Here is a 14947-nt window from a genome sequence, read left to right as displayed (position 1 = left end):
ACATTCCATAGTACCCACAGTTAACAGATTAACTAGATTTTAATGTCAGCTCGCTTGTTAACCTGAATTTAAGATGGAACATTTGCCTTTTTCACGACGTAACTTTCTCCATCAACTGGGAGCCGCTACGTTACTGGTGCCCGGTTTTGCCATGTCAACAGGACTGCAGGGATGCGGAAGCAAAAACGACGAATCAAAGGCGGAGTCGGCTTCGTCTGCCACTACAGAATCGGGTTCAGCGCGTAAGTTGGGCATTGCGCTGGTTGGTCTGGGGAAATACAGTGAAGGACAACTAGCCCCGGCGCTGGAGAAAACCACCAATTGTCGTCTGGCCGGAATCGTTACGGGAACGCCCGAAAAAGCCGAAAAATGGAAAAAGAAATACAATATTCCCGACAAGAATATTTACGATTATAAAAACTTCGATCAACTTGCTGATAACCCCGACATCGATATTGTCTACGTAGTGCTTCCTAATTCAATGCATGCCGAGTATACAATCCGGGCGGCTAAAGCAGGTAAGCACGTGATCTGCGAAAAACCAATGGCGATGAATCCGGGAGAGTGCCAGCAGATGATTGATGCCTGTAAGAAGGCTAACCGGCAGCTTTCAATTGGCTATCGTTTGCATTTCGAACCGCATAATCAGGAAATGATGCGGCTTGGCCAGAAGAAAGTGTATGGTAAAGTAAATCAAATCGTCGCCGAAAATGCGCAGAAACAGGATGAAAGCTCGCCCTGGCGCCTTGGGCGAGGGGTTGGGGGTGGAGGTCCGCTACGTGATGTGGGCATCTACTGTTTGCAGGGAGCGATCTATACAAAAGGTCAGATTCCAATTGCGGTAACAGCAAAATATCATCCTGTAACCGATCCGGAGAAGTTCAGCAAGATTGAGGAAGGCATAGACTTTCAACTTTACTTCGCTGACGGAACAATGGCTAACTGCAAAACCAGCTTTAACGATAAATACAACAAACTGCGCGCCGAGGCAGCCAAAGGATGGTTCGAACTATCGCCAGCTTATGCCTATGATGGACTGGAAGGCAAGACCAGTCAGGGGAAGATGGAGATTGAGAATGTACCCCAGCAAGCTCATCAGATGGATGCTTTTGCCGACTGTATTTTAAAGAGCAAACCCACTACGGTACCGGGCGAAATGGGCATGCGTGATGTGCAACTGATCCAGGCTATTTTTGAGGCTGCTACATCCGGGACCAAGGTATCGACTAAGGACGTACTACAGATAATAGATTCCACTGCCGCCTGAAAGCAGATGCCTAAAGAGAACGCGAAATAATCAGGTGCGCAGATCGATCATTATTCCTGATCTGCGCACCTGATTAAGTTCACCGCATCAGTCTTGAAGCTACTGAGCAGAAGATAGTTTCATTAAAACAATACCACCCAGTATCAGAAGAGCTGCCAAAAGGCGAGTGACAGTTAGACTTTCGCCAAGGAACGTAACGCCAATAATGAAGGCGCCGACCGCTCCAATACCTGTCCAGATGGTATAAGCCGAACCAAGGGGAAGTGTTCGCATCGCTAACGAAAGCAGGCCAAAACTTGCGATCATAGCGACCAGGGTGATGATTGACGGGGTAAGCTTTGTGAAGCTCGCAGATTGTTTCATTGAATAGGCCCAAACGACCTCTAACAGACCCGCCAGGATTAGATATATCCAGGCCATTACGCTTGTTGGGATGAGCCGGGTCGTCCCGGATGTTTTCCCAATACGGGGGAGGTCGTTCCTCCTGAGCGTTATCAGGTACCAGCTACAAAACGGCGAAGGTAGCTGATCGGCACGCTGTCATTATCTGCACAGAAAAATGACAGCACAAAGATAAGCAATCGTATGCGATTAGGCTTCTTGTGTTCACTACGTCTGAAGCTATCAAAATCGTTAAAATTTAACCTCCTCTACGAGTTTTAGGCTGGGTAAATTCGACATTCATGCATCTTTACGGATTATGAAAACAACGCTTCAACTCTTTATTCTCGTGTTCGTAGCTGGTTTGCTGGCTATGACGACTGCCAAGCCAACCCGTATTATCTTCTTTGGCGATTCAATTACGCAGGCGGGCGTCAATCCCGGTGGCTATATCGACCGGCTGAAAAAAGTTATGCCTGCTGATCAGTATGAGCTGATTGGAGCCGGTATTGGTGGCAATAAGATTTATGATTTGTTTCTGCGAATGGACGAGGACGTTTTGGCGAAACAGCCTAACGTAGTGGTTATCTGGGTAGGCGTGAACGACGTATGGCACAAGGCTACATCAGGCACAGGCACCGATCCTGATAAATTCATTAAGTTTTACAACGCGGTCGTTAAGAAACTCCAGGCGGCTAACATCAAAGTTGTCTTGTGTACTCCAGCGGCTATTGGCGAAAAAACCGATATGACCAATCAACAGGATGGCGACCTGAATCAATACAGCAAATTCATCCGGGATATTTCTCAAAGTCAGAACCTGCCTTTGGTTGATCTACGCAAAGCGTTTCTGGAGTATGACCTTCAGAACAATCCAGAAAACAAAGATCGTGGCATTCTAACAACGGATCGTGTTCACCTGAACGACACTGGTAACCAATTTGTCGCCGATCAGATGCAAAAAGTGCTTACGGCAAGTAAATAATAATTAGGTTAAAACGTAGCGGGGCATGTTAGAAAACCTGCCCCGCTACGTTTTAGAGCAAAGCTGCGCCAAAAACACCAGCACTATCGCCTAGTTTTGGCTTCAGAAATAACGTATTGAGTCGACCATCATTAAAAACGTATTTCTTAGCACGTTCAACGCCTTCGGTATAAAGCAGATCGACGTTGCCGACGCCCCCTCCCAGTACAATCGCGTCAGGGTCAAGCATGTTGACAATTGTGGATATGGCGCGTCCGAAATAGTCCAGGAGCCGCTCGACAGTAGCTGTAGCATACGGGTCAGTACCCTGATGGTAACGTTCCAGAATTTCCTTAAGGTTTCGATTTTGACCCGTCTGATCGAAGTAGAATCGTTGCAGGGCTGGCCCCGAAATAACCTGTTCGTTGCAACCGCGTTTACCGCAATAGCATGGATAGCCGTTTTCTTCCAGAATATTATGGCCCCACTCGCCCCCAATTCCTTGCCGGCCAGCCTGCACAACAGGGGTGCCATCGTGTCCGCGAAAGACGACACCACCGCCAACGCCTGTTCCCATAATGACGCCAAAGACCATCCGAAAGTCAGGAATAACGTCCTGTACACTACCCATTGTGGCTTCTGACAGCGCAAAGCAGTTTGCATCATTCATCGTCTTTACCGGCACGCCCAGCGCTTTGGTCAGATCGTTTTGAAACGGCATCCCGTTGATACAGATGATGTTTGAGTTCTTCATCGTATCGGTGCCGGGGTCGATGGTGCCGGGTGTGCAAAAGCCAATCTTATCTGGCTGCATACCCGTTTCATCTTTAAGCAGTTGAATAAGTTTGCTTATTTGGCCGATTATGTGTTCATACCCGTACTGCGATTCTGTATCAACACGTTTGCGGATAAGAACGGCATTGGGCGAGGGGGCACTTAACACCACGCCTTCAATCTTGGTGCCGCCCAAATCGACACCCCAATAGGTTTGCATTCCGTAAAAATTAACGTTTTAAGTTTCCTGTACTACGTCCCATCTAAAACGTAGTCGCGTATTTAGCGAAGGTCGTTGATAGCGCAGAAATCCATATCCCCATAGTCGAGGTTTTCACCGGCCATGCCCCAGATGAACGTGTAGTTCGACGTACCAGCTCCCGAATGAATCGACCAGTTTGGCGAAATAACGGCCTGCTCATTCTGCATCCAGACATGACGGGTTTCCTGCGGCTGTCCCATAAAATGACACACGCTCTGACCTTCAGGAACTTCGAAATAAAAGTACACTTCCATTCGCCGGTCGTGTGTGTGTGCGGGCATGGTATTCCATACGCTACCCGCTTTTAGCTCGGTCATGCCCATCTGCAACTGGCAGGTCGGTAATACGCTATTTACGAGTAACTTGTTGATCGTACGGTGGTTGGCGGTTTCCAGAGTGCCTAATTCAACCACTTCTGCTTCGGCCCTTGACACTTTCTTACTGGGGTAGCTGTGCGTCGCTGGTGTTGAGTTGAGGTAAAATTTGGCCGGTTTATTCTCATCGAGGGAAATGAACTGAACCTCCTGCGTGCCCTGGCCTACGTAAAGTGCTTCCTTGTATTCCAGATCGAACGTAACGCCACCCGCCACAACCCGGCCAGGGCCACCTACGTTGATAATTCCCAATTCGCGACGTTCCAGGAAGTAAGCAGCTTTGAGCTGGTCGGGTGCCTGTAACGTAACAGAGCCAGCTACAGGCATAACGCCCCCGGTCAGGTAGCGGTCGAAGAACGAAAGCACCCAGCGGGCCTGATCGGCGACAAACAGGTTATCGATAAGGAAATTTTGCCGAAGCTGATCGGTCGTCATGCCTTTCACCTCCGTAGGCGACGTAGCGTAACGACTTTCAAAGGTCATTTCCTGTCCGGCAAGATTGGGTGCAGACGTGGTTAATTCGGTTTGCATAGAAACATCGGTTGCCTACAAACATAGGCGTTTAGGCATTTTTTAGTAAAATAAATGCAAAATGGCGGTTTTTCGTCGGTGAAGCGATTAGGTTCTATAGACTAATAGACAAAAATAGCGCTGTAGTACGTACTACGGACGAAGTTATTTTGATTTTAAATACCGTCTTCGTAGCACTTCGCCCGTGTTGGTTGTTACTTCCATAATATATACGCCAGCGTCCAATGTCCTGACAACGACCAGATCCCGAATAAGCTCCTGTTGAATAAGCGCCACCCCAAGTAGGTTTGTAATTTTAACGGCAGTGGCGTAGGTAGTGCCTGTAAAACCGAGCGTAACGATATCGCCAACCACATCGTTATAAATAACAAACGGGTTATGGTCAGGCTGTCTAAATAAAGAAATTACCGGGGTAGACTGCCTGTTTCCATCAAGATCTACCGCCTGAACGCTATAATAAAGCATCCCGGTTTGTGGAGGAACTCGGTCATAAAACGTATAGGCCCGGTTGGCAACGCCTGAACCTTGGCTACTCACCTGGCCAATATTCGTAAACGTGACAAAATCGTCAGAGCGTAGCACCAGAAAAACATTATTGCGGGTCTCTTGGCTGGTCGACCACTTAATCTCCATGCCTTTAGCAGGGTCCCATGAGCCGGTAAAGGCTGAAAAGGTTACTGATTGAGCTAGTGTTGATGCAATACTTATTCACCAAAAAGCAACAAAGAAATAAAAATGTATCAAGTTAGACGAGTGGTATAAGTGATAGTTAGCAAGTTGAGTTAAAATTGAACAGGTATCTATTAATTGGCAAATAATAGCGTAATTTTTTAGCTACTTTATTTAGCAATCATGTGTACTTGATGGAACATACTTGCTATCGATTAGTGACTATATAGAATCGCGTAGAGAATATTCCAGATACGGCTTTTCCACCGCCTGGCTGTAGGTTCCTAACTTGTTAAAGTTTCGTAAATGTCAGGTCGCTAATAAAAGATACGCTGATTTAACTACTTCTTGTGCTGAAATCATTTACCGACTTACGTAAGCGATACGCAGCTATGAAACAGTTTGTTTACTGCCTGGCGATAGGTATACTTCTTTATTCCTGTAACGAGGCAAAAAAATCAGTAGAGTCTATTCATTATGGCTCCAACAACGGAAAATACGCAACCATACATGGCACGAAGATTTATTATGAAGAATACGGTACCGGCACGCCCTTACTTCTGCTTCACCAGGGACTTGGATCAATCGAAAACCTGGGCGGTATTATTCCAGAATTATCGAAACATTTCCGGGTGATAGCACCGGATGCCCCAGGGCATGGCCGGTCTGAGCAGGCCGACAGTTTGAGTGGCGACTTACTGGCCGATTATTGTTCTGTTCTTATTGATCAGCTTCAACTTGACAGTGCTTATGTGATGGGCTGGAGTATGGGTGGCAATACAGCCTTACTGCTTGCCGCCAACAGGCCCGATAAAATAAAGAAAGTAGTCAGCGGAGCGTCCAACACTAAATCGAGCGGACTAACTCAGGAAGGTATAGACCTGAAAAAGGAGTACACTGTAGAGGCCGTACGGGAAGACAGTACCTGGCTGGAGCATTACCAGAGCCTGAATCCTCAACCCGACAAATGGGTTAAATTTTGGCAGGATACGCAGAAAATGTGGTCAGGAGAAATCAAAATTCCAGACGACAAACTTTCCCGGATCAACGTACCTGTGCTCATTATACGCGGAGATCGCGACATGATAAAACTCGAACACAGCATTGATATCTTTCGGTCACTCAAAAAAGGACAGTTGTGTATTTACCCGAATATAGGACATGAGATGCCTGAAGAGAAAGGGGAGATGCTCTGTAATATAGCCATTGATTTTTTCAGGAAGAACGTCGTCGATAACGATAACAAACCGCATTAGTAGCCGCTGCGTGCCGGATTACTAAGGTTCAAAAGTCGTTTTAGGAGGAGTCAGCAGGAGTAATGGGTTTTACTACGTATCACTACGTCAGCAAAGCAGGTCGTAGTGATACGTAGTAAGCGTTTAAACAGGGCAAACCGTGAAATTGATCTGATCGGTCGATGTACTCAAAACGTGCAGGCGATGCGTTGATGGGAGAGCGGCCAGTTGTGCATCGATCATCTCTTTCAATTTTGTCTGTAGCATCGGACGAATCTCTTTCTCGATTCGATTAGCGATAATTTCTTCGACAATCTGCGAGATCCCTATCGTAACGACCGTTACCCACCAGGGCCAGCTAACCTCCGTATCGAAACTGGTAATGGTTACTACAGCCTGGCCCGACGAGGCTCTCAGGGTGAACCGGAAGTCAACGTTCAGGTCAGGATCAGCAAAATTGTTAATGGCAATGGCAAACCGAAGTTTGACGGTAATTCCGTTCGAAGCTACTTCAACTGAGGCCGGACTTCGTTGGCTAAGTTGCGGAATCGAAGCCAGTTGTGCTGTCATTGCATTTCGTACAGTAAGCTGTACCGTCGATTCGGGAATGGAACTTGAAATGCAACCGCTACTATCCACATTGACGGTTACTGAACCTAGGGTTCGCTGGAGGGTGAGCGCTCTGGCTACGATCCGAAAAACCGACGTTTGCTCGGGGCTAACTGTCTTTGTTCCTGTTGTGCCGATAGAAGCGCCTTGAAGAAAGAGACGTACTATAGAACCTGTGGGGCGTTTTACCTTCCATCGAAGTACAGAATCGGCGCCGAAGGGCGTAATGGTAGAAGGCGTTGCCGTAAAGGATTGCAGAGATACTGCCGCCAGTGCTTCGGCGGCTTTTTCGAGCATTTCTGAGGTAGGAGGCATAGTGGTATTCGTTTAGGGTTTGAAGGAAATACCTCTATTTGAGGACTGCTTCAAATGTAAACGAACCACGATAATTCGATAAATAGTCTTGATTAAATGGTCATAATCAAGTACTTATATGATATGAAAGGCTAAAGGAAATACTGCTGCAACGTAGCGAAATGAGCTTTTTAAGCCGAAATACCGTTTGCTAATTCGTTTACTACGTCGGTTTCAGTTAACAGACGTAGTAAAGATGTCCCGATCCATAGCTAATAGTTAACAGCGGTTCTAATCCTCACGCCCTTCTTTCCGGTTCGCGTCGGCCATCCGAACAATTTTCGGCGTAAACTTCGCCAGTACCGACACCAGATCCCGCTGCGCGCCGATAACGGTTTCGATGTTTTTGTACACCATCGGCGCTTCGTCCAGATCGCCCCCAATCAGTTGAATCCCCGCTTCCTGTATGGCCTTGTTCCACTCCGAGCGTGTCAGTGTGTTGTAGGCCTGTGTGCGCGACATCAATCGCCCGGCCCCATGTGAAGCCGAATTGAGTGAATCGGCATTTCCCCGGCCACGTACCACAAACCCCGGCTGCGTCATGGATCCTGGAATGATACCTAGTACGTCGGGGCCAGCCGGAGTAGCTCCTTTACGGTGAACGATTACAGCACGACCATCTGGCATTTGCTCTTTCCAGGCAAAATTGTGGTGATTTTCGATCATCGCTAGTGGTTTTTCACGTAACGCTTTCGCCAGTTTATTATGAATTTCGTGGTGATTGGCCGATGCGTACTCACCTGCCAGATTCATAGCAATCCAGTACTCCTGACCCTCTTCCGTATTCAGGTCGAGCCAGGCCAGATGAGCGGCCTGTTTTGGTAGCCGGGTTCGTTGCATGGCAAGTTTTGAATAGTAATTGGCCACAGAACCACCAAATCCCCGCGAACCGGAGTGGGATAACAAAGCCAGGTATTCGCCCGGTGGAAGATTGAACTGATCGTCCTGTTCGTAGACCTCTATAATACCCCATTCAACAAAGTGATTACCCGTACCGGAGCTTCCCAACTGGCGGTAGGCTTTGTCTTTTAAATCGCGAATTACCTTCGTAGCCCGCCATTCGGGTAAATCCATAACGCTTTCGTCGAACTTCTCACGGGTTTCGCCCCCAATACCAAATTTGGTTTGTTCTACCAGTGATTTCTTTAATATGTGCGGCTCCCGTTTTAAAAATGTGGGTGGCAGATCGAACACCGATAAACACATTCGGCAGGCGATATCGACTCCAACCGCAAATGGAATGACGGTATCAGGACTGGTTGCCAACACGCCCCCAATCGGGAGGCCGTAGCCTTGGTGAGCATCGGGCATGAGCGCACCAGCCACCGAAATCGGTAGGCTCGCAGCGGTTTCCATCTGCTTCAACGCACCTTCTTCAATCTGCTCGCGGCCAAACACCGCGTACGAAAGCGCTTCGGTACGTAAATCAAAAGCCTGCTCCTTCTGATTGGTACTTGCATTCAGTACGTAGGGCGCTGGTTCAGTGGGCAGATACGTAGCACCAGATTCGCTCAGCGGTACGGCGATACCCTGCTTGTTTAGTGCGTAGATGGCCTGAGCTAAGTTCGTCACCTTATTTTTAGAGAAAGCAAATTTCTTCGGGTTCTGCAGCATCTGTGCCAGCAAGCCCATCACCTTTTGTTTTGGATAATCGGCGCGTTGAGCCAGACCGTTGGCTACCCGCAGAAACGTATTATGTAATGATTCGGGAATTGGCCCAAGTGTCAGAATCTCCTCGATTGAAATTGGTGTTTCCATTTGACTATCTGTTTGGAACGTAGTACCGCATACTTTAAGCTGTGGTACTACGTATGCAGTACGCTTACGGTTAGAGAACTGTTTTAATAACCGTCGAGGCAAAGATTAAAGGCTACTGCGCAGTGTTTTTGCGTAGTTAGGACTATTTTAAGGAAATATGAAAAAAGTAGAATTACGCCGTGCAAACTGCGCGAAAGAACACTCAGTCAACTTTGTAGGCGTAAAGCGAACGACGCTGATCGGTTACGTTATCTGCTTTAACTGACGAAAGCGAACAGCTGTTGTAGAATAGCTGATTTAGCTAGTTAGTGCATTCCAGATTAGATCGAAACTCACCGATCTCCCGGAAATCTGAATTTCAGCTTTACAAAATGAGTGTAGAAGTCGTACCCGGCTAATTATTGACTAATGAGCTATCGGGCAGATATATACTGAACGTAGCGCCAATACCAGGCTGGCTGGCGGCCGTAATGACTCCGCCGTGATTAGCGACCACTTTTTCGCAAATGGCCAAGCCAATTCCTGTTCCGGCAAACTCGTTCTTTCCGTGCAGGCGCTGAAAGATTTGAAAGATGCGATCCAGGTACTTCTCGTCAAACCCAATTCCGTTGTCCGATACGTCGATGCGGTGATACGTAGCTGCTGCTCGGGCAGGCCGGATGGCAGACGGCAGATTTGAGGCTTTTATCAACTGGGCGCTCAACTTAACAACCGGTGGTATGGATATACCCGACGGACTTGTTCGATGAAACTTCAGGGCATTCGAGATCAGGTTTTGGAAGAGTTGTCTAAGCTGTGACCGATCGCCTTGCAGGGTTGGTAGAGATTCCACACGTATAACCGCATCGGTCTCCCTAACGGTTAATTCCAGGTCAGTCAGCACCACATCTACAATATCGTTGAGAGAAACAGCTACAACGGCTTCCTGGCGCGTGGAGATACGGGAGAAGCTCAGCAAATCGCGGATAAGCGTAGACATTCGGCTTGCGGCCCCCTGCATCCGGTTCAGATAGTCAAGCCCTTCGCCCAACTGATCGCTGTATTGATTTTGCAGCAACGTACTGAATGACTGAATTTTACGCAATGGTTCCTGTAGGTCGTGCGAAGCAATATAGGCGAACTGCTGCAGGTTGTTGTTGGAACGCTGTAAGTCATGGATCGATGTCTGGAGTTCAACAGTACGTTGCTGAACCTGTTCATCCAACTCCGCTGAAAGCTGTCGGTAACGGGCTTCGCTGGCAGATAATGCCTGACTGGACCGAACCTGCTCGGTTACGTCTGTACAGATTTCCAGCACGCCCGTAATCGTATCGCCTTCGTAATACGGAGTGAGCAGAACGTTGAAATACCCAGTCTCGAGCCTGCCGTTACGTCGAACCGGAATAGGAACGGCCAAACCCTGATCCGTCATGCCTGTTTGATATACCTGTTGACATCGACTTACAAACGCCTGATCAGTAAGCTCTGGCAGAGCAGTCAGTAACGGTTTGCCCAGTACGTCGTCTTCCTGGCCGACAAGTTCGAGCATGGCCTGATTGATTAGCTCAATTACCAGTTCATTGCCTTTCACCAGCAACATCGCAACGGGTGCGTGCTCTACCAGATTACGAAGGCGTTTTTCGGATTGCCGACGCGACTGTTCGAGAGTGATCTGCGCTCGAACCTTAGTCAGCAGTTCCTGCCCTGAAAACGGTTTTACCAGATAGTCATCTGCTCCGGCTTCCAGTCCGTCGATTCGGGCTTCCTGACCCGCCCTGGCCGATAGGAAAATTAAGGGAACGTGCGTCGTAGCCGGATTTTGCCTCACCTGACGTAGCAACTCTTTACCATCCATTACGGGCATCATGATATCGCTCAGAATCAGTTGAGGCTGGCAACTGGATAGTTTCTGAATGGCGTCGGCTCCGTTTATGGCTGTTTGAACGGTAAAATAAGGCTCCAGCAGGCGAGCCAGATAAGCCCGCATATCGGCATTGTCGTCTACAACCAGAATATTCGTTGATAGATTTGCCGGAAGCTCTTCCGGTAACGTTTCAGGCGTAGCCGCCAACCGTTTTCCTTCCAGCATCGTGCTGGCCTCCTGAACAAAAGATTCGGCCAGCTGGCTAACAGTGTTCCAGTATTCTCCCTCAATGATTTGGCCTGCAGGCAAATGGGCTTTGCCCAGTGGAAGACGTACCGTAAAGGTACTGCCTCTGCCTTCTACGCTTGTTACGTTGATCGTGCCAGTGTGCAGCCGAACTAGTTCATGCACTAACGAAAGGCCGATGCCGCTGCCCTCGTAGGTACGCCCGCCTGCATTCTCAACCCGGTGGAATCGCTCAAACATGTGCGGAAGCTCGTGTTCAGGAATTCCCACTCCCGTGTCCGAAATGCTCAGGACAGCGGTTCCGTCTTCGGCACCCAGGGCAACGTGTATGCTTCCCTGCAAGGTGTATTTAAACGCATTGGACAGCAGATTGAGAACAATCTTTTCCCACATGTCTGTATCAGCATAAACAGCCGATGGCATTGGCTGACAATCAATGATAAACTGCAAGCCCGCTCGTTCGATAAGGGAGCGGAAACTGCTGGTCAGATCGACAGTCAGACTCACCAGATCGACGGGCCGAAACGTAGCTTTAACCCGCCCCGCTTCTATGCGGCTGAAATCGAGCAGGTTGTTAACGAGTTTGAGCAAACGTAACGCGTTCCGGTGGGTGGCTTCTACCGGTTCTTTATAAACCGATGCTTCCAGGTCGGGGTTGTGTAAAAGCTCTTCCAGCGGACCCAGCATCAGCGTTAATGGCGTACGAAACTCGTGGCTTATGTTGCTGAAGAATGCGGTTTTGGCCTGGTTAATGGCCGCCAGTGCTTCGGCTCGTTTTTGCTCTTCCTGGTAAGCGTACACGTTCGAGAAGGCAGTATTGATCGTGTTCGCCAGCAGCTCGTAAAACGTAAGATAGTCCTGATCAAGCGCCCGACGAGAACTTACCCCCGCAACCAGAAAACCAATCGGTTGCTCCCTGGTCGATTGCAGGATTGGCAGACGTATTACGGTATGGGTTAGCTCAGGGTAAGGGCCACCCGGCAAGGAGCCTAAGTGCTGAGCCGCTTCTTCAATTACCCGCGTCTGGGCCAGGTCGGTTAACCAGGCTGTTTCTGCTACGTTCAGTTCTCCAAGTCCATCGGGCAAAGGCTGATCGGGCAACAGTCCGGCGGTGCTTACTAATCGAGCCAGTTTCCCCTCCTCCCGAATTTCATAAAACAGCAGGAATGGTAAGTCAAGCGCAAAATCAGGGTGCGCAGCAACCAGGCTGGTGTAAATAGCTTCGTTCGTCTTGGCCTGTCCTGTCAAAGCGGCTACGTCGCGCAGAACCTGCGTACGGCGTGCACTCAGCATTTTATCCGTCGTTTCGGTAATCGGGTGAAAAATGCCGCCCACTTCGCCCGACTCATCACGGATGGGAGCGAAGGAGAAGGTCATAAAAGCCTCTTCCAGATAACCGTACCGATCCAGAAACATGCGCTGATCTTTAATGTAGGTACCTTCTCCCTGCTGACCGCGCGTGAAGGCATCCCCAACGACAGGGAGGGCCGTTTCCCAGCAAATACGGAAATTCTGACCCATCGATTCGGGATGCTTAGCCCCGCAGATAGGACGATAGCTGTCGTTATAAATCTGAATGGTTTCCGATCCCCAGGCAATCAGGATAGGAAATGTTGAGGAAAGGCATAAACTAACAGAAGTGCGTAAACTTTGAGGCCAGCCGGAAACGGGGCCAAGGGCGGTTTTCGACCAATCCATAGTCCGAATTAACTGCCCCATTTCCCCGCCCCCTGCTAAAAACTGTTCCGACGATTCAGGCTCGGTCATGGTATACTACGCTAAATACTGAAAAACAGATAGGCTGGGCTTATTAATAAATTCTGCTATCTGCTTCAGGAGGAAGGTAAACGTGTTGAGTAAGTGTGTCAACTGAAAACAGGTCAACTGATTTACTCAATCAAATATACTTCGTTTTGTTGTCGATGTATGACTCCATTTATTAAACGAACCAATGAGTAAGTGCTCAGGCCAAAATACCTTTGACTACTTTTCCCTCTACATCGGTCAGTCGGAAACGGCGCCCCTGAAATTCAAACGTCAGTTTTTCGTGATCGATGCCCATCAGGTGCAGCAAGGTTGCCTGAAAATCATGGACATGCACCGGGTTATGAGCAATGTTGTAGCCAAATTCATCCGTTTCGCCATACGTAATACCGGGCTTTACACCACCACCGGCCATCCAGATCGTAAAGCAGCGCGGGTGATGGTCGCGCCCGTAATTGTCTTTCGTCAGTTTTCCCTGTGAATAATTGGTGCGGCCAAACTCGCCCCCCCAAATCACAATCGTATCATCGAGCAGTCCCCGCTGTTTAAGGTCCTGGACCAGGGCGGCCGATGGTTGGTCCGTAGCTTTGCATTGACGGCTGAGGCCCTTTGGTAGATCCCCATGCTGGTCCCAACCCTGATGATAAAGTTGAACGAATTTCACGTCACGCTCCAGTAATCGGCGGGCCATCAGGCAGTTGGCGGCAAACGTACCGGGATTTCGGGCTTCTGGCCCGTACAAGTCAAATACCCAGTCTGGCTCGTCGGATAAGTCGTTTACTTCGGGGACGGAGGTTTGCATCCGAAACGCCATTTCGTACTGAGCAATGCGATTCGCTACGTCCGGGTCGCCATAGATTTCTTCCTGAGCCTGGTTCAGATCGTTCAGGGCATCGAGCATAGATCGGCGGTCTGCTGTAGAATACCCGTTGGGATTGTTCAGATACAGAACCGGATCGGCGCCCGAGCGAAACTGTACCCCCTGATGTTTGGAAGGAAGAAAGCCATTGCCCCAGAGCCGGGCGTAGAGGGGCTGATCCTGTGGCGCATTCTTTGAAACCAGCACGATAAATGCGGGCAGATTTTCATTCGCTGAACCGAGCCCGTAACTGATCCAGGAACCAATACTGGGGCGACCCGCCAGCTGATTACCCGTCTGAAAGAACGTAAGCGCCGGATCGTGGTTGATCTGCTCCGTGAACATGGATTTGATAAAGCACACCTCATCTGCTACGTGGCTTGTGTAAGGCATAAGTTCACTAACCCAGGCGCCACTTTGGCCATGCTGCGCAAACTGATACGGCGAACGTACCAGCGGTAAAGCTGACTGCTGAGCGCTCATGCCGGTCAGTCGCTGTCCTTTACGTACTGAATCGGGTAAATCTTTGCCATGCATCTTATCCAGAAAAGGCTTATAGTCGAACAATTCCAGTTGCGACGGCCCCCCGCTTTGACATAAATACACGATACGTTTGGCTTTGGGAGCCCGATTGGGAGCCAGCAGTGGGGACGCAGGTGCTGGATTCGAAAAGATCGTGCGTGGCAACAACGACCCTAAAGCCAGCGACCCCAGGCCGATGGATGCTTTGGTCAGAAACGACCGTCGGTTGAACGTATCGGCAAGGGTTTGTGCTATGTTCTTATTCATGGCCTGAATGACGATACGCTTAATGTTTGGTTATAAACGCTTCTGAGTTCATTATGGTGCTGGCGACGACGGCTCCGGCAGCCAGAACGGACGGGTTATAGTTACCCGTAAATTTGTAGTCTCCCGCCTGAATCCACCCCTTCATTTTGGCCGGATTTTTCGTGAATTTTTGATACTCCCGATCGTATAGCCTGCTCAGAATAGCTAATTCTTTGGGAGTTGGCTTTCTGCTGGTTAGCAACCGGAACGCATAGGTTAGACGGTCGGT

Annotated in this window: 12 protein-coding genes; 3 read left to right on the top strand and 9 right to left on the bottom strand. The window is 49.0% G+C overall.

Translation table 11 applies throughout. From position 1 onward, the window contains the following. Positions 1 to 73 precede the first annotated feature (73 nt). Positions 74 to 1267 (top strand): Gfo/Idh/MocA family protein, encoded by a 1194-nt coding sequence (locus tag ACOJS8_RS01860; protein WP_420146826.1) that lies wholly within the window; start codon positions 74 to 76, stop codon positions 1265 to 1267. A gap of 99 nt (positions 1268 to 1366) precedes the next feature. Here the strand turns inward: ACOJS8_RS01860 and ACOJS8_RS01855 are convergent, their stop codons facing one another. Next, entirely contained in the window at positions 1367 to 1687 is a 321-nt protein-coding gene (locus ACOJS8_RS01855) for a DMT family transporter (protein WP_420146825.1), read from the bottom strand. A gap of 280 nt (positions 1688 to 1967) precedes the next feature. Here ACOJS8_RS01855 and ACOJS8_RS01850 point away from each other — a divergent pair, with 280 nt between their 5' ends. After that, positions 1968 to 2633: an SGNH/GDSL hydrolase family protein gene (locus ACOJS8_RS01850; RefSeq protein ID WP_420146824.1), complete on the top strand. Its 666-nt coding sequence runs from the start codon at positions 1968 to 1970 to the stop codon at positions 2631 to 2633. Positions 2634 to 2685: 52 nt separating this feature from the next. Here the strand turns inward: ACOJS8_RS01850 and ACOJS8_RS01845 are convergent, their stop codons facing one another. The 3 genes from ACOJS8_RS01845 to ACOJS8_RS01835 all read right to left on the bottom strand — a co-directional run bounded on the left by ACOJS8_RS01845 (position 2686) and on the right by ACOJS8_RS01835 (position 5186). Then, positions 2686 to 3606, bottom strand: coding sequence for an ROK family protein (locus ACOJS8_RS01845; protein WP_420146823.1), 921 nt, complete (start codon positions 3604 to 3606; stop codon positions 2686 to 2688). 62 nt (positions 3607 to 3668) lie between these two features. Further along, on the bottom strand, positions 3669 to 4553 hold the full coding sequence (gene kduI / locus ACOJS8_RS01840) for a 5-dehydro-4-deoxy-D-glucuronate isomerase (protein WP_420146822.1): 885 nt from the start codon (positions 4551 to 4553) through the stop codon (positions 3669 to 3671). A 144-nt stretch (positions 4554 to 4697) separates the two neighbouring features. After that, positions 4698 to 5186: a T9SS type A sorting domain-containing protein gene (locus ACOJS8_RS01835; protein ID WP_420146821.1), complete on the bottom strand. Its 489-nt coding sequence runs from the start codon at positions 5184 to 5186 to the stop codon at positions 4698 to 4700. A gap of 428 nt (positions 5187 to 5614) precedes the next feature. On the opposite strand from ACOJS8_RS01835, the gene ACOJS8_RS01830 reads away from it, so the two are divergent. Continuing rightward, a complete protein-coding gene (locus ACOJS8_RS01830) occupies positions 5615 to 6478 on the top strand; it encodes an alpha/beta fold hydrolase (protein ID WP_420146820.1) in 864 nt (287 codons plus the stop codon). 123 nt (positions 6479 to 6601) lie between these two features. On the opposite strand, the gene ACOJS8_RS01825 is transcribed toward ACOJS8_RS01830, so the two are convergent. The 5 genes from ACOJS8_RS01825 to ACOJS8_RS01805 form a co-directional block, all read right to left on the bottom strand. Next, on the bottom strand, positions 6602 to 7381 hold the full coding sequence (locus tag ACOJS8_RS01825) for a hypothetical protein (RefSeq protein WP_420146819.1): 780 nt from the start codon (positions 7379 to 7381) through the stop codon (positions 6602 to 6604). A 270-nt stretch (positions 7382 to 7651) separates the two neighbouring features. Continuing rightward, positions 7652 to 9178 carry an RtcB family protein gene (locus tag ACOJS8_RS01820; RefSeq protein WP_420146818.1) on the bottom strand — a complete coding sequence of 509 codons (1527 nt, stop codon included), beginning with the start codon at positions 9176 to 9178 and terminating at the stop codon, positions 7652 to 7654. A gap of 394 nt (positions 9179 to 9572) precedes the next feature. Further along, positions 9573 to 13034, bottom strand: a complete 3462-nt coding sequence (locus tag ACOJS8_RS01815; RefSeq protein ID WP_420146817.1) for an ATP-binding protein — start codon at positions 13032 to 13034, stop codon at positions 9573 to 9575. Between the two features lie 196 nt (positions 13035 to 13230). Continuing rightward, positions 13231 to 14679 carry a DUF1501 domain-containing protein gene (locus ACOJS8_RS01810; RefSeq protein WP_420146816.1) on the bottom strand — a complete coding sequence of 483 codons (1449 nt, stop codon included), beginning with the start codon at positions 14677 to 14679 and terminating at the stop codon, positions 13231 to 13233. Between the two features lie 19 nt (positions 14680 to 14698). After that, on the bottom strand, positions 14699 to 14947 hold a 249-nt coding region (locus ACOJS8_RS01805; protein ID WP_420146815.1), incomplete at its 5' end, for a hypothetical protein.

Source organism: Spirosoma sp. (assembly GCF_048594605.1).
Classification (GTDB): Bacteria; Bacteroidota; Bacteroidia; order Cytophagales; family Spirosomataceae; genus Spirosoma.
Note: the sequence above shows the minus strand (reverse complement) of the source record. Positions and strands in the feature narration are given on the sequence as shown.